The 16,086-nt window shown below is 70.0% G+C and carries 12 protein-coding genes and 1 tRNA gene; 10 read left to right on the top strand and 3 right to left on the bottom strand.

Annotated elements, in window-relative coordinates:
- Positions 1-83: 83 nt before the first annotated feature.
- Positions 84-554, top strand: a complete 471-nt coding sequence (locus tag H9624_RS04910; protein ID WP_251838736.1) for a hypothetical protein — start codon at positions 84-86, stop codon at positions 552-554.
- 131 nt (positions 555-685) lie between these two features.
- Here the strand turns inward: H9624_RS04910 and H9624_RS04905 are convergent, their stop codons facing one another.
- From H9624_RS04905 to H9624_RS04895, 3 genes are all read right to left on the bottom strand, one after another.
- Positions 686-1,360, bottom strand: coding sequence for a response regulator transcription factor (locus H9624_RS04905; protein WP_251838735.1), 675 nt, complete (start codon positions 1,358-1,360; stop codon positions 686-688).
- Positions 1,361-2,866 carry a sensor histidine kinase gene (locus tag H9624_RS04900; RefSeq protein ID WP_251838734.1) on the bottom strand — a complete coding sequence of 502 codons (1,506 nt, stop codon included), beginning with the start codon at positions 2,864-2,866 and terminating at the stop codon, positions 1,361-1,363.
- Between the two features lie 85 nt (positions 2,867-2,951).
- Positions 2,952-4,178 carry a pyridoxal phosphate-dependent aminotransferase gene (locus H9624_RS04895; protein ID WP_251838733.1) on the bottom strand — a complete coding sequence of 409 codons (1,227 nt, stop codon included), beginning with the start codon at positions 4,176-4,178 and terminating at the stop codon, positions 2,952-2,954.
- A gap of 190 nt (positions 4,179-4,368) precedes the next feature.
- On the opposite strand from H9624_RS04895, the gene H9624_RS04890 reads away from it, so the two are divergent.
- The 9 genes from H9624_RS04890 (at position 4,369) to H9624_RS04850 (ending at position 16,071) form a co-directional block, all read left to right on the top strand.
- Positions 4,369-4,441 (top strand) — tRNA-Trp (locus H9624_RS04890).
- Positions 4,442-4,503: 62 nt separating this feature from the next.
- The gene (gene secE, locus H9624_RS04885; protein ID WP_251304060.1) at positions 4,504-4,773 is read left to right on the top strand and encodes a preprotein translocase subunit SecE; all 270 of its coding nucleotides are present in this window, start codon (positions 4,504-4,506) and stop codon (positions 4,771-4,773) included.
- Positions 4,774-4,822: 49 nt separating this feature from the next.
- Positions 4,823-5,620, top strand: coding sequence for a transcription termination/antitermination protein NusG (gene nusG / locus H9624_RS04880; RefSeq protein WP_251838732.1), 798 nt, complete (start codon positions 4,823-4,825; stop codon positions 5,618-5,620).
- Positions 5,621-5,711: 91 nt separating this feature from the next.
- On the top strand, positions 5,712-6,143 hold the full coding sequence (gene rplK / locus H9624_RS04875) for a 50S ribosomal protein L11 (RefSeq protein ID WP_251838731.1): 432 nt from the start codon (positions 5,712-5,714) through the stop codon (positions 6,141-6,143).
- A 106-nt stretch (positions 6,144-6,249) separates the two neighbouring features.
- Positions 6,250-6,966, top strand: a complete 717-nt coding sequence (gene rplA, locus H9624_RS04870) for a 50S ribosomal protein L1 (protein ID WP_251838730.1) — start codon at positions 6,250-6,252, stop codon at positions 6,964-6,966.
- A gap of 291 nt (positions 6,967-7,257) precedes the next feature.
- Positions 7,258-7,782: a 50S ribosomal protein L10 gene (rplJ, locus tag H9624_RS04865; RefSeq protein WP_251838729.1), complete on the top strand. Its 525-nt coding sequence runs from the start codon at positions 7,258-7,260 to the stop codon at positions 7,780-7,782.
- 76 nt (positions 7,783-7,858) lie between these two features.
- Positions 7,859-8,248, top strand: a complete 390-nt coding sequence (gene rplL / locus H9624_RS04860; protein ID WP_251838728.1) for a 50S ribosomal protein L7/L12 — start codon at positions 7,859-7,861, stop codon at positions 8,246-8,248.
- Between the two features lie 324 nt (positions 8,249-8,572).
- Positions 8,573-12,088, top strand: coding sequence for a DNA-directed RNA polymerase subunit beta (rpoB, locus tag H9624_RS04855; protein WP_251838727.1), 3,516 nt, complete (start codon positions 8,573-8,575; stop codon positions 12,086-12,088).
- 92 nt (positions 12,089-12,180) lie between these two features.
- Positions 12,181-16,071, top strand: coding sequence for a DNA-directed RNA polymerase subunit beta' (locus H9624_RS04850; protein WP_251838726.1), 3,891 nt, complete (start codon positions 12,181-12,183; stop codon positions 16,069-16,071).
- Positions 16,072-16,086 lie beyond the last annotated feature (15 nt).

Raw genomic sequence — 16,086 nt, 5'->3', positions numbered from 1 at the left:
TCCCCGCCTCCTCGAGGTCTCACGGACGGCGGGTTGAGTAGGGGACATCAGCCCGCCACCGCGGCCGACGACAGGAGAAGAAGATGAGCGCACGCAAGAGCTGGATCGTCACCGGAGCCCTCGGCGCCGTCGCCGTCATCGGCGGCAGCGTCGTCAGCGCCACCGCGGACGAGGCCCCGACGACCGCCGGCGCGAGCATCGACGTCGCCGCCGCCGCGACGGACGCGCCGACGGCGCAGGAGACGGCCAGCCCGAAGGCCGACACCCGCGCGACGGACCCGGCCTCACCGACCGCCGGCTCGGCCGTCACGGCCCAGACCGCCGTCAGCGCGCAGACCGCCCAGACGCCGCCCACCCCGCCGACCCCGGCCAGCGCCCAGAGCCCGGCCACCCCGCCCAGCCCCGCGAGTGCGCAGAGCCCGGTCACCCCGCCGAGCCCGGCGAGCGCGCAGAGCCCGGCCACCCCGCCGAGCCCGGCGAGCGCCCAGAGCCCGGCCACCCCGCCGAGCCCGGCCAGTGCGCCCAGCCCGAGGTCGGCCGACTCCGCCGACTGACCCACCGCGCGAGAGGCGGCCCTGGTCAGGGCCGCCTCTCCCCATCTCGACACGCATATGCGCGAAAGCTGCGGCGCAAGGCGTGGCGGAGCCGTGGTTCTTCCGCATATGCGGAAGTGGGCGGTGGCGTGTCAGCGGGTGGTGTCGACGAGGCGGTAGCCCATGCCGCGCACGGTGACGATCCGCTCGGCGCCGAGCTTCTTGCGCAGGTAGCGGACGTAGACGTCCACGACGTTGGAGCCGGGGTCGAAGTCGTAGCCCCACACCCGGTCGAGCAGCTGCTCGCGGCTGAGGACCTGGCCCGGGTGGGACAGGAAGGTCTCGGCGAGGGAGAACTCGCGGGCGGACAGCTCCACCTCCCGGCCGGCGACCGTCGCGTGCCGGGTACGCAGGTCGAGGGACAGGTCACCGAAGGAGCGGACGTTCGTCGTCTGGCCGCCCTGCTCGGGCGCGCGCAGGCGCAGCCGGATCCGCGCGAGGAGCTCCTCGAAGCGGAAGGGCTTGGGCATGTAGTCGTCGGCCCCGCCCTCGAGGCCCGCGACGGTGTCGTCCACGGAGGTCCGGGCGGTGAGGATGATGACCGGCAGGGCCGAGCCGGCCTCCCGCAGCCGGCGCAGGACGGTGAACCCGTCCATGTCCGGCAGGCCGATGTCGAGGACGAGGAGCTGGACGTCCCCGGCCAGCGCGAGGACGAGCGCCTCCTGGCCGGTGGTCACCGCCGTCGAGGCGTAGCCCGCGGCGCGCAGGCCCTTGGTGATGAAGGAGGAGATGCCGGGCTCGTCCTCGGCGATCAGGATCTGGGACATCTAGCGGGCTCCGTCCTGGTCGGCGCCCTCTGCGCCGAGCTCGTCGGGGTCGACGACGATCTCGTCGTCGGGGATGGGGGCGGGCTGGACGCCTGGTGCCGGCAGGAGCAGCGTGAAGCGCGAGCCCCTGCCCGGGGTGGAGGTGACGTCGACGCGCCCCTCGTGGCCCGCCGCGATCGCCGCGACGATCGACAGGCCGAGGCCGGAGCCGCCGGCCGAGCGTCGCTGCGGCCCGGTCACCTGGGCGAAGCGCTCGAAGATCCGGCCCTGCTGCTCGGGCGGGATACCGATGCCCTCGTCCTCCACCCACAGGGCCAGGCGGTCGTCCTCGAGGCTGGAGCCGAGGCGGACGGTGCTGCCGTCGTCGGAGAACTTCACCGCGTTGGCCGCGAGCTGGAGGAGTGCCTGCGTCACGCGCTCGGGATCGACGTCGACGACGGCCTCGGCGCGGGTGGTCACCCGCCAGCGCCGGTTGCCCAGCTGCCGGGCCTGGTCGAGGACGTTGTCGAGGAGCGTGCCGACGTCCGTCGCCTCGGTCCGCACGAAGTCCGGCGCCTCGGACCGGGCGAGGAGGACGAGGTCGTCGGCGAGCCGGTGCATCCGGTCGAGCTCGCGCAGCGCGAGCGCGCGCGTCTCGGTCGCGTCCTGCTCGTCGGTCGGGTCCATGAGCTCGAGGTGGCCCCGCACGATGGTGATCGGCGTGCGCAGCTCGTGCCCGGCGTCGTCGAGGAGCTGGCGCTGGGAGGCGAAGGCCGTCTCCAGGCGCCCGAGCATGTCGTTGAAGGTGCGGGCGAGGTCGGAGAGGTCGTCGTCGCCGTCCACCGGGATACGGCGGGACAGGTCGGTGTCGCTGATCTGCTCGGCCGTCTCCCGCAGCGTCCGCAGCGGCCGCAGGAGACGACCGGAGAGGACCCAGGCGACGACGGCGAGGACGAGGAGCGAGACGGCCGCGACGATCCCGTAGGTGCGGAAGGTCGCGCCGACCTCCGCCTGCTCCGCGTCCCGGTCGAAGGCGAGGATGATCGCCCCGGGGGTCGAGTCGCCGACCCGGACCGGGACGGCGGCGTAGCGGTACTGCCGCTGGGAGGTCCGCAGCGTCGCGATGACGGTCCCCTCCGACTCCCACGCGTCGGAGACGGCGTGGACGAGCTCGGGGTCCAGGGCGAGGGGGACACCGATGTCCTGCGTCTGGTAGCGGACGTTGTCGCGGATGAAGGCGATCATGCCCTCGTTGGTCGCCGGCACCTCGCGGCTCATCATCGTGTAGAGCAGACGGTCGGAGTCCTGGAAGGCCCTGCCGGTGTCCGGGTCGACGCCCGTCGCCGCGAGGGTGCGCAGCTCGGTGATCGTCCGGTCCAGGGCCTCGTCGATGTCCCGGTCCACGCGGATGCGCTGCAGCCCCCACGCCGTCCCGCCGGCCGCGACGAGGGCGAGCGCGCTCAGCACCAGCACGGTCGCGAGGATGCGGGTGCGGACCGTGAGGGGACGACGACGGCGGGTGCTCACCCGGTCAGTATCGGGGCCGGGCATGAGACAGGGATGAGAAAAGGCCCGGGCGCTGCGCCCGGGCCTCTCTCGTCGCGTGCTCGCGTCAGGCGAGGAGCTCCTGGATGCGCCGGATGCCCTCGACCATGTCCTCGGTGCCCAGCGCGTAGCTCAGGCGCAGGTAGCCGCTGGGGCCGAAGGCCTCACCGGGCACGACGGCCACCTCGGCCTCCTCGAGGATGAGCGCGGCCAGCTCCGCGGAGGTCTGCGGCGTGCGGCCACGGATGGTGCGCCCGAGGACGCCCTCGACGTTCGGGTAGGCGTAGAACGCGCCCCGCGGGGTGGGGACCTCGACGCCGTCGATCTCCCGGAGCATGCTCACCATCGTCCGGCGGCGCTCGTCGAAGGCCTCGCGCATCGTCGCGACGGCGCTGAGGTCGCCGGACACCGCGGCGAGGGCGGCGCGCTGGGAGACGTTGGCGACGTTCGAGGTGAGGTGCGACTGGAGGTTCGTCGCCGCCTTGATGACGTCGTTCGGGCCGACCATCCAGCCCACGCGCCAGCCGGTCATCGCGTAGGTCTTGGCGACGCCGTTGAGGACGATCGTCGTGTCGGCGAGCTCGGGGACGGCGCGCAGGACCGGGGTGAACACGGCGTCGTCGTAGACGAGGTGCTCGTAGATCTCGTCGGTGATGACCCACACGCCGTGCTCGTGGGCCCAGCGGCCGATCGCGGCGGTCTGCTCGGGGGAGTAGACGGCGCCGGTGGGGTTGGACGGCGAGCAGAAGAGCAGCGCCTTGGTCCGGGGCGTGCGGGCCGCCTCGAGCTGCTCGACCGTGACGAGGTAGTCCTGGTCGGAGCCGGCGACGACCTCGACGGTGCGCCCGCCGGCCAGCGCGATGGCCTCGGGGTAGGTGGTCCAGTACGGGGCGGGCAGGAGGACCTCGTCGCCCGGGTCGATGATCGCGGCGAAGGCCTGGTAGACCGCCTGCTTGCCCCCGTTGGTCACGAGGACCTGGTCCGGGGAGATCTCGTAGCCGGAGTCGCGCAGCGTCTTGGCCGCGATCGCCTCGCGCAGGACGGGCAGGCCCTTGGCGGGGGAGTAGCGGTGGTTGACCGGGTCCTGCGCCGCGGCGACGGCCGCGTCGACGATGTACTGGGGGGTGGGGAAGTCCGGCTCGCCGGCGCCGAAGCCGATGACCGGCCGGCCGGCGGCCTTGAGCGCCTTCGCCTTCGCGTCGACCGCCAGCGTGGCGCTCTCGGCGATCGCCGCCAGCCGGGCGGAGACGCGCGTGGGGGACGGGGTGCTCGGGGTGCTCGTGTGCTCGCTCACCCGGCTATGGTGGCACGGCCCGCGCGCGCAGTCCCGGCCCGCCCGTCCCGCGGACGGAGGGGCGGCGACGAGCGTCACGGGGAGCCGTATTCGACCAAGCGGCCCCGGACGCGTACACTCGATCCCTGGTGGCTCTCGCCCACCGGCTCGACCGCGCGCTGCGACGGTCGGTCGGGGGAGGAAGTCGCGAAGGGCAGTGGCGCAATTGGTAGCGCACCGGTCTCCAAAACCGGCGGTTGTGGGTTCGAGTCCCTCCTGCCCTGCAGCAGCGGCGTCGACACGGCGCCCTCGGCCACGACACCCTGACCAGTGAGGAAGACCGCCTGTGAGTGAGTCCGCGAGCACGACCTCGGGCAAGCCCGAGCGTGCCGGCCGCGCCGGGGACGGGACGACCAAGAAGCGTGGTCTCTTCGCCCGGATCGCGCTGTTCGTCCGCCAGGTGATCGCCGAGCTGAAGAAGGTCGTCAAGCCGACCCGCAACGAGCTGTTCACGTTCTTCGTCGTCGTCATCGTCTTCGTGCTGGCGATCATGGCCTACGTGGGCCTTGTCGACCTGGGCTTCGGGCGGCTGGCGCTGTGGGTGTTCGGCGGCTGATCCCGCCCCCCGCAGCATCGAACTACGACGCAAGAAAGTTGGTGACCCCGTGACTGAGGAGACCGTGGAGCACACGGCCCCGGACGAGGCTCCTGACGACACCCCGAGCGACCTGCCGGGTGCGGAGGCCGAGAGCGCCGCAGCCGTCGAGGAGAGCGAGGCCGCAGGCGAGGACTCGACCCCTGGCGAGCAGTCGGCCGTCGTCGAGGACTCCCCCGAGGACGACGCCGAGGACGCCGAGGACGTCTCCCCCGAGGAGGAGTTCCGCCGCGAGCTGCGGCTGCAGCCGGGCCACTGGTACGTCGTGCACTCCTACGCGGGCTACGAGAAGCGCGTCAAGGCGAACCTCGAGAACCGCACGCAGAGCCTCAACATGGAGGACTACATCTTCCAGGTCGAGGTCCCGATGGAGGACGTCGTCGAGATCAAGAACTCCCAGCGCAAGCTCGTCACCCGGGTCCGTATCCCGGGCTACGTGCTCGTGCGCATGGACCTGACCGACGAGTCGTGGGGCGCGGTGCGCCACACGCCCGGTGTCACCGGCTTCGTCGGCCACACGCACCAGCCGGTGCCGCTGACCGAGGACGAGGTCTTCTCGATGCTCGCCCCGACCCTCGCCCCCAAGGAGACGGCCAAGGCCGCGGCCGGCGGGAGTGCCCCGAGCACCCCGATCGAGGTCGAGTTCTCCGTCGGCGAGTCCGTCACCGTCACCGACGGGCCCTTCGAGACCCTCCCGGCCACGATCTCCGAGATCAGCCCGGAGCAGCAGAAGCTCAAGGTGCTCGTGTCGATCTTCGGCCGGGAGACCCCGGTCGAGCTGTCGTTCTCGCAGGTCGCCAAGATCTGAGCGGACGGCTCCCCGGCGCACGCTTCCTGCTGCGCCGGACCCGCAAGGCGGCGTCGGCGGTCACCGACGCCCAGGAACATAAGGACGCACCATGCCTCCCAAGAAGAAGGTTGCAGGCCTGATCAAGCTCCAGATCCAGGCCGGCGCCGCGACCCCCGCGCCGCCCATCGGCCCCGCGCTGGGCCAGCACGGCGTGAACATCATGGAGTTCTGCAAGGCGTACAACGCGGCGACCGAGTCGCAGCGCGGCAACGTCGTCCCCGTGGAGATCACGGTGTACGAGGACCGCTCGTTCACCTTCGTCACCAAGACCCCGCCGGCCGCCGAGCTCATCAAGAAGGCCGCCGGCGTCGCCAAGGGCTCCGGCACCCCGCACACCGCGAAGGTCGGCAGCCTCACGATGGCGCAGGTCCGCGAGATCGCCGAGGGCAAGATGGTCGACCTCAACGCCAACGACGTCGACGCCGCCGCGAAGATCATCGCCGGCACCGCCCGTTCCATGGGCATCACTGTCTCGGACTGAGGCGCCAGGACGCCTCCCGCGTCCGTCGTTCCAGGCGCCTCGGCGCCCCGTGGCAGGGTCCGGCGCGGACCCGCAGACCACGACTGCTCAAACTAGGAGAAGCAGCATGACCACGCGCAGCAAGAACTACCGCAAGGCGGCCGAGAAGATCGACCGCTCCCAGGTCTACGCCCCCCTCGAGGCCGTCCGCCTCGCCAAGGAGAGCGCGACCACGACGTTCGACCAGACCGTCGAGGTCGTCTTCCGTCTCGGCGTCGACCCCCGCAAGGCGGACCAGATGGTGCGCGGCACCGTCAGCCTGCCCCACGGCACCGGCAAGTCGGCCCGTGTCCTCGTCTTCGCCGTCGGCGAGCGCGCGGCGCAGGCCGAGGCCGCCGGAGCCGATGAGGTCGGTGGCGACGAGCTCATCGAGAAGGTCGCCGCGGGCTACACGAACTTCGACGCCGCCGTCGCGACGCCGGACCTCATGGGCAAGGTCGGCCGCCTCGGCCGCGTGCTCGGCCCCCGTGGCCTCATGCCCAACCCGAAGACCGGCACGGTGACCATGGACGTCGCCAAGGCGGTCACGGAGATCAAGGGCGGGCGGATCGAGTTCCGCGTCGACAAGAACTCCAACCTCCACTTCATCGTCGGCAAGGTCTCCTTCTCCGAGGAGCAGCTGGTGGAGAACTACGCCGCCGCCCTGGACGAGGTGCTGCGGCTCAAGCCGGCGTCCTCCAAGGGCCGGTACATCTCCAAGGCCACCATGGCCACGACGATGGGCCCGGGCATCCCGCTCGACGCCACCCTCACGCGCAACCTCACCTCGGACACCCCGTCCTGACCTGAGACCACGTCAGCAGCGCCCCGGCCCGCAAGGACCGGGGCGCTGCTGGGTGTGGGGTGGGGCACACCTCGGCCCACGGACTTGGACCGGGGGCCGCTGCCGGGGTACTGTTGCCTCTGCCCAAGACCGCCGGTCCCCCGTCAGCCATGACGGGTCGAAGTCCGCAGCAGCGGAGCCAGCGCAGGTGATCATGTGACGCCGTCTCGCGACGCGCCCCGTGCACACCCTGCGCGGGGCTTTTTTGTTGCTCGACCTCATCCTCCGGCGGCACGACCGAGAAGGAGGGCCATGGCGAGGCCTGACAAGGTGGCGGCAGTCACCGAGCTCACGCAGCAGCTGCGTGAGGCAAACGCCGTCGTGCTCACCGAGTACCGCGGGCTCAGCGTCGGCCAGCTCAAGGAGCTGCGCCGCTCGCTCGGCACCAATGCCAGCTACGCCGTCGTGAAGAACACGCTGACCTCCATCGCGGCGAAGGAGGCTGGGCTCGAGGGACTCGAGGACCAGCTCACCGGCCCGACGGCGATCGCATTCGTGACCGGGGAGCCCTCCGAGGCTGCCAAGGGTCTGCGTGACTTCGCCAAGAGCAACCCCCAGCTCGTCATCAAGGGCGGCGTGCTCGAGGGCCGGGCGCTGTCGGCGAAGGATGTCGACACGCTCGCGAGCCTCGAGAGCCGTGAGGTGCTGCTGGGCAAGGCGGCTGGCGCGTTCAAGGCAGCGCTCTACCAGGCTGCGTACATGTTCACCGCGCCGGCCACCCAGGCCGCGCGCACCATCGAGGCCCTGCGCGAGAAGCAGGCAGCCGACGCCGCCTGAGGCTTCGGTACCCCCACCCCACCCTGCTCCACGCAGTAGACAGCACAGGGCAGAACAACCAGGAAGGACGCCACCCATGGCGAAGCTCACCACCGACGAGCTCATCGAGGCTTTCAAGGAGCTCACCCTCATCGAGCTCTCCGAGTTCGTGAAGCAGTTCGAGGAGACCTTCGAGGTCACCGCCGCTGCTCCGGTCGCGGTTGCCGCGGCCTCCCCGGCCGGCGGCGGCGACGCCGGCGCGGCCGAGGAGGAGAAGACCGAGTTCGACGTCGTCCTCGACGCGATCGGCGACAAGAAGATCCAGGTCATCAAGGAGGTCCGCGCGCTCACGAGCCTCGGCCTCAAGGAGGCCAAGGACCTCGTGGACTCGGCCCCCAAGGCCGTCCTCGAGGGCGTCGACAAGGACACCGCGGACAAGGCCAAGGAGGCCCTCGAGGGCGCCGGGGCCACCGTCTCCGTCAAGTGACCTCATAGCTCCACCGGCCTCACGGCCCGTCACGGCCCGGCACCCCTCGGGGTGCCGGGCCGTCGGCGTTCCCCATAAAGTCCCGGCGCGCCACAACTTCTCCCACCCGGGGCGATGGCGTATGGTGAGCGGCGTCGGTCAGACCAGGGCCTGCAGCGCGAGGGTGCGCTGGACATTGCCCTGCGCACGTGTGTATGCTGTCGCTTTGCGCTGACTTCTGCCTGCCTGTCTGCCGCCCCGAACCCTGCCGTGTGCTGGGTCGACGCGACGAGGAGACAGTCCCGACAGCGCAGTGTGCACACAATTCGCAGGGAAGGACCCCCTTTGGCTGCCTCGCGCACCTCTTCTGTTCCCACCGCTGAAGACATCGCCACACGGCTCGCCTCGCGCCGTGTCTCGTTCGCCAAGATCCAGGAGCCGCTCCAGGCGCCCGATCTTCTCGGGCTGCAGACCGAGAGCTTCGACTGGCTCCTCGGCAACCCGGCGTGGCGCGACCGCGTCGCCGCTGCCATCGAGCAGGGCGACAAGAACGTTCCCCGCACCTCGGGGCTGGAGGAGATCTTCGCGGAGATCTCCCCGATCGAGGACTTCGGCCAGTCGATGTCCCTCTCCTTCAACGATCACCGCTTCGAGCCGGCGAAGTACACGCCGGAGGAGTGCAAGGAGAAGGACTTCACCTACGCCGCTCCGCTGTTCGTCACGGCGGAGTTCACCAACTACGAGACCGGCGAGATCAAGTCGCAGACGGTCTTCATGGGTGACTTCCCGCTCATGACCGAGCGCGGCACGTTCATCATCAACGGCACCGAGCGTGTCGTCGTCTCCCAGCTCGTCCGCTCCCCGGGCGTGTACTTCGAGCGCAGCGCCGACAAGACGTCCGACAAGGACATCTTCACGACGAAGATCATCCCCTCGCGCGGTGCCTGGCTCGAGTTCGAGATCGACAAGCGCGACGCCGTCGGGATCCGCATCGACCGCAAGCGCAAGCAGTCGATCACCGTCTTCCTGCGCGCCCTCGGCATGACCGAGAGCGAGATCCGCGAGGAGTTCGCCGACTACCCGGTCCTCCTGGAGACCCTCGAGAAGGACAACGTCAGCACCCAGGACGAGGCCCTGCTCGACATCTACCGCAAGGTCCGCCCCGGCGAGCCGCCGACGGTCGAGGCCGGTCGCAACCTCCTCGACAACTACTACTTCAACTCCAAGCGCTACGACCTCGCCAAGGTCGGCCGCTACAAGGTGAACAAGAAGCTCGGCACGAGCGGTGACCTCACCGAGTCCGTGCTGCGCGTCGAGGACATCAAGGCCGCGGTCCGCTACCTCCTCGCCCTGCACAAGGGCGAGACGGAGTACACCGTCGAGCGCGACGGCGAGCAGGTCACGGTGCGCGTCGAGACCGACGACATCGACCACTTCGGCAACCGCCGCATCCGGTCGGTCGGCGAGCTCATCCAGAACCAGATCCGCACGGGTCTGTCCCGGATGGAGCGCGTCGTGCGCGAGCGCATGACCACGCAGGACGTCGAGGCGATCACGCCGCAGACCCTCATCAACATCCGGCCGGTCGTCGCCTCCATCAAGGAGTTCTTCGGCACGTCGCAGCTGTCGCAGTTCATGGACCAGAACAACCCGCTGGCCGGGCTGACGCACAAGCGTCGTCTCAACGCCCTCGGCCCGGGTGGTCTGTCCCGTGACCGCGCGGCGATGGAGGTCCGTGACGTCCACCCCTCGCACTACGGCCGCATGTGCCCGATCGAGACCCCTGAGGGCCCGAACATCGGCCTCATCGGCTCGCTCGCGACCTTCGCGCGGATCAACCCCTTCGGCTTCGTCGAGACCCCCTACCGTCGCGTCGTCGACGGCCAGGTCACCGACGACGTCGACTACCTCACCGCCGACGACGAGGACCGCTACGTCATCGCGCAGGCCAACGCCAAGCTCGACGACGAGGGCCGGTTCCGCGAGGAGCAGGTGCTCGTCCGCGCGAGCGGCGGCAGCGGCGAGATGGCCGCCGTCCCCGCCGCCGACGTCGACTACATGGACGTCTCCGCGCGTCAGATGGTCTCCGTCGCGACCGCGATGATCCCCTTCCTCGAGCACGACGACGCCAACCGTGCGCTCATGGGCGCCAACATGCAGCGTCAGGCGGTCCCGCTGGTCCGCAGCGAGGCCCCGCTCGTGGGCACCGGCATGGAGCGTCGCGCGGCGGTCGACGCCGGCGACGTCATCACGGCGAGCAAGCCCGGCGTCGTCAGCGAGGTCTCCGCGGACGCGATCCACGTGGCCGCCGACGACGGCACGAACCAGATCTACCGCGTCGCGAAGTTCCGTCGCTCCAACCAGGGCACGTCCTACAACCAGCGCGTGCTGGTCGACGAGGGTGACCGCGTCGAGGTCGGCTCCGCGCTGGCCGACGGCCCCGCGACCGACGACGGCGAGCTGGCCCTGGGCCGCAACCTCCTCGTCGCGTTCATGTCGTGGGAGGGCCACAACTACGAGGACGCGATCATCCTCTCCCAGCGCCTCGTGGCCGAGGACGTCCTGTCCTCCATCCACATCGAGGAGCACGAGGTCGACGCCCGCGACACCAAGCTGGGCGCCGAGGAGATCACCCGGGACATCCCGAACGTCTCCGAGGACGTCCTCGCCGACCTCGACGAGCGCGGCATCATCCGCATCGGTGCCGAGGTCAGCGCCGGCGACATCCTCGTCGGCAAGGTCACGCCCAAGGGTGAGACCGAGCTGACGAGCGAGGAGCGCCTGCTCCGCGCGATCTTCGGCGAGAAGGCCCGCGAGGTGCGCGACACGTCCCTCAAGGTGCCCCACGGTGAGTCCGGGACCGTCATCGGTATCCAGGAGTTCAACGCGGACGAGGACGACGAGCTGCCCGCCGGCGTCAACCAGATGGTGCGCGTCTACATCGCCCAGCGCCGCAAGATCACCGACGGCGACAAGCTCGCCGGGCGCCACGGCAACAAGGGTGTCATCTCCAAGATCCTCCCGGTCGAGGACATGCCCTTCCTCGAGGACGGCACGCCCGTCGACATCATCCTCAACCCGCTCGGTGTGCCCGGCCGCATGAACGTCGGCCAGGTGCTCGAGACCCACCTCGGGTGGGTCGCCAAGCAGGGCTGGGACGCCACCGACGCGCCGCAGGGCGAGGGCACGTGGACCGAGAACCTGCCCGAGGGCTCGCTGCGCGGAGAGGCCGGCACTCCGGTCGCGACGCCGGTGTTCGACGGCATCCACGAGCACGAGCTCACCGGACTCCTCGGCCACACGACGCCCAACCGTGACGGCGAGCGCATGGTCGGCACCGACGGCAAGGCCCGTCTGTTCGACGGCCGCTCCGGGGAGCCCTTCCCCGAGCCCGTCGCGGTCGGCTACATGTACATCCTCAAGCTCCACCACCTCGTGGACGACAAGATCCACGCCCGGTCCACCGGCCCGTACTCGATGATCACCCAGCAGCCGCTGGGCGGTAAGGCACAGTTCGGTGGCCAGCGCTTCGGTGAGATGGAGGTGTGGGCACTGGAGGCCTACGGCGCCGCCTACGCGCTGCAGGAGCTCCTGACGATCAAGTCCGACGACATCCCCGGACGCGTCAAGGTGTACGAGGCCATCGTCAAGGGCGAGAACATCCCCGAGCCCGGCATCCCCGAGTCCTTCAAGGTGCTCATGAAGGAGATGCAGTCCCTGTGCCTGAACGTCGAGGCACTGGACGCGGAGGGCAACGCCATCGAGCTGCGTGACGCCGACGAGGAGGTCTACCGGGCCGCCGACGAGCTCGGGATCGACCTGTCGCGTCGTCCCGACGCCAGCAGCGTCGACGACATCTAGGAGGCCGGGGCTGCCGTGACGCCCGCGTCACGGCAGCCCCGCCGGCCCCGTTTGGATTCCACACGGTGACATACCGAAGGAAGTAGGAAACCTTGCTCGACGTCAATGTCTTCGACCAGCTCCACATCGGCCTGGCCACGGCATCGGAGATCCGTGGTTGGTCCCACGGAGAGGTCAAGAAGCCCGAGACGATCAACTACCGCACGCTCAAGCCTGAGAAGGACGGCCTGTTCTGCGAGCGGATCTTCGGTCCCACCCGGGACTGGGAGTGCAACTGCGGCAAGTACAAGCGCGTGCGCTACAAGGGCATCATCTGCGAGCGCTGTGGTGTCGAGGTCACGCGCTCCAAGGTGCGCCGTGAGCGGATGGGCCACATCGAGCTCGCCGCCCCCGTCACCCACATCTGGTACTTCAAGGGCGTCCCCTCGCGCCTGGGCTACCTCCTCAACCTCGCCCCGAAGGACCTCGAGAAGGTCATCTACTTCGCGGCGTACATGATCACCGAGGTGGACCAGGACGGGCGCCACGAGGACCTGTCCAGCCTCCAGAACGAGATGGACCTCGAGAAGCAGGACGTCGAGCGCAAGCGCGACACCGACATCGAGGCCCGCGCCAAGCGCCTGGAGGAGGACCTCGCCGAGCTCGAGCAGGCCGGGGCCAAGGCCGACGCCCGCGAGAAGCTGCGCAAGTCCGCCGAGCGCGAGATGGCGCAGATCCGCAAGCGCGCCGACCAGGACCTCGACCGTCTCGACACGATCTGGGACCGGTTCAAGAACCTCAAGGTCGGTGACCTCGAGGGCGACGAGCTGCTCTACCGCGAGCTCCAGGCCCGCTACGGCATCTACTTCAAGGGCTACATGGGGGCCGAGGCCATCCAGAAGCGCCTGGAGACCTTCGACCTGGCCGCCGAGGCGGAGTCGCTGCGCGAGACCATCTCCACGGGGACCGGTCAGCGCAAGACCCGCGCCCTCAAGCGCCTCAAGGTCGTCAACGCGTTCCTCACCACGGAGAACTCGCCGCTGGGCATGGTCCTGGACGCCGTCCCGGTCATCCCGCCGGACCTGCGCCCGATGGTCCAGCTGGACGGTGGCCGCTTCGCGACCTCCGACCTCAACGACCTCTACCGCCGCGTCATCAACCGGAACAACCGCCTCAAGCGGCTGCTCGACCTCGGCGCGCCGGAGATCATCGTCAACAACGAGAAGCGGATGCTCCAGGAGGCCGTGGACTCGCTGTTCGACAACGGCCGCCGTGGCCGTCCGGTCACCGGACCCGGCAACCGCGCCCTCAAGTCGATCTCCGACATGCTCAAGGGCAAGCAGGGACGTTTCCGTCAGAACCTGCTCGGCAAGCGCGTCGACTACTCCGGCCGTTCGGTCATCGTCGTCGGCCCGCAGCTGCAGCTGCACCAGTGCGGCCTGCCCAAGCAGATGGCGCTCGAGCTCTTCAAGCCCTTCGTCATGAAGCGGCTCGTCGACCTCAACCACGCGCAGAACATCAAGGCCGCCAAGCGGATGGTCGAGCGCGCCCGCACCCAGGTGTGGGACGTGCTCGAGGAGGTCATCACCGAGCACCCCGTGCTGCTCAACCGTGCCCCCACGCTGCACCGCCTCGGCATCCAGGCCTTCGAGCCGCAGCTCGTCGAGGGCAAGGCCATCCAGCTCCACCCGCTCGTGTGCGGCGCCTTCAACGCCGACTTCGACGGCGACCAGATGGCTGTCCACCTGCCGCTGAGCACCGAGGCGCAGGCCGAGGCCCGCATCCTCATGCTCTCGAGCAACAACATCCTCAAGCCCTCGGACGGCCGTCCGGTGACCATGCCCACCCAGGACATGATCATCGGCCTGTTCCACCTCACCGGCGACAAGCCCGGTGGCGTGGGGGAGGGCCGGGTCTTCGGCTCGCCCTCCGAGGCGCGGATGGCCTTCGACGCCGGCGAGCTCGACCTCGGCGCGACCGTGCGGATCCGCTTCACCGACCTCGTCCCGCCGCTCGGCTGGACGGCGCCGGAGGGCTGGGAGGAGGGTGACTCGATCACCCTCGAGACCTCCCTGGGCCGTGCGCTGTTCAACGAGGCGCTGCCGATCGACTACCCGTTCGTCAACGGCGTCGTCGGCAAGAAGGAGCTCTCGGGGATCGTCAACGACCTCGCCGAGCGCTACCCGAAGGTCGAGGTGGCCGCGAGCCTCGACGCCCTCAAGGAGGCCGGTTTCCACTGGGCCACCCGCTCGGGCGTCACGATCGCGATCTCCGACGTCGTCGCCCCGGACACCAAGGCGCACATCCTCGAGTCCTACGAGGAGAAGGCGCAGAAGGTCCAGCGCGAGTACGACCTCGGTCGCCGCAGCGAGGAGGAGCGTCGCTCCGAGCTCATCGACATCTGGACCCAGGCGACCAACGAGGTCGACCAGGCCATGCGGGTGAACTTCCCGGCGGACAACAACATCTTCCGGATGGTCACCTCCGGTGCCCGTGGTAACTGGCACCAGGTGCGTCAGATCGCCGGTATGCGTGGTCTGGTCGCCGACCCCAAGGGCCAGATCATCCCGCGTCCGATCAAGTCGAACTACCGCGAGGGCCTGTCCGTCCTCGAGTACTTCACCGCGACGCACGGCGCCCGTAAGGGCCTGGCGGACACCGCGCTGCGGACCGCCGACTCCGGCTACCTCACCCGTCGTCTCGTCGACGTCTCCCAGGACGTCATCGTCCGCGAGGACGACTGCGGGACCTCGCTGGGGCTGACCCTGCCGATCGCGGAGACGGACTCCTCCGGGGGCCTGCTGCTGCTCGACACCGTCGAGACCAGCGTCTACGCCCGCACGCTCGCGCAGGACGCCACGACCGACGACGGCACCGTCGTCGCCGAGGCGGGCGCGGACGTCGGTGACGTCCTCATCGCACGGCTCGTCGCCGCCGGGGTCACGCAGGTCAAGGTCCGTTCGGTCCTCACCTGCCAGTCCCGCGTGGGCACCTGCGCCAAGTGCTACGGCCGCTCGCTGGCCACCGGCAAGCTCGTCGACATCGGCGAGGCTGTCGGCATCATCGCGGCCCAGTCCATCGGTGAGCCCGGCACGCAGCTGACGATGCGTACCTTCCACACCGGTGGTGCGGCCTCGGCCGAGGACATCACCCAGGGTCTGCCCCGTATCCAGGAGCTCTTCGAGGCCCGCACCCCCAAGGGTGAGGCGCCGATCAGCGAGGCCGCCGGCCGCGTGAAGATCGACGACTCGGAGCGCACCCGCAAGATCGTCGTCGTCCGCGACGACGGCGGTGAGGACCTGGCCTACCCGGTCTCCAAGCGCGTGCGCCTGCTGGTCGAGGACGGCGAGCACGTGGCCGTCGGCCGCCAGCTCGTCGCCGGCGCCGTGGACCCGAAGAAGGTCCTGCGCATCCTCGGCCCGCGTGCGGTCCAGAAGCACCTCGTCGACCAGGTCCAGGAGGTCTACCGCTCCCAGGGCGTGGACATCCACGACAAGCACGTCGAGGTCATCGTCCGGCAGATGCTCAAGCGCGTCACCGTGCTCGACTCGGGCGAGTCCCGGCTCCTGCCCGGCGAGCTCGCCGAGCGTGGCCGCTTCGAGGACGAGAACCGTCGCACGGTCTCCGAGGGCGGGACGCCGGCCTCCGGTCGCCCCGAGCTCATGGGCATCACCAAGGCGTCGCTGGCCACGGACTCGTGGCTGTCGGCGGCCTCCTTCCAGGAGACCACCAAGGTGCTGACCGAGGCCGCGATGAGCGGGCGTCGCGACCCGCTGCTCGGCCTCAAGGAGAACGTCATCCTCGGAAAGCTCATCCCCGCCGGCACGGGTCTGCCCCGCTACCGCAACGTGGACGTCGAGCCGACCGAGGAGGCGAAGGCGAAGGCCTTCTCCCAGCTGGGTTACAGCGAGCTGGACTTCGTCCAGGGCGGCTCGGACCCGATCATGCTCGAGGAGCTGGACTTCGGTCCGGACTCCTTCGGCGTGGACTTCCGCGGCGTGTGACCAGTCCGTGGGGCG

Source organism: Oceanitalea stevensii (assembly GCF_014837105.1).
GTDB classification, from domain to species: domain Bacteria; phylum Actinomycetota; class Actinomycetes; order Actinomycetales; family Actinomycetaceae; genus Oceanitalea; species Oceanitalea stevensii.
This window is presented reverse-complemented; position numbering and strand designations above follow the sequence as displayed.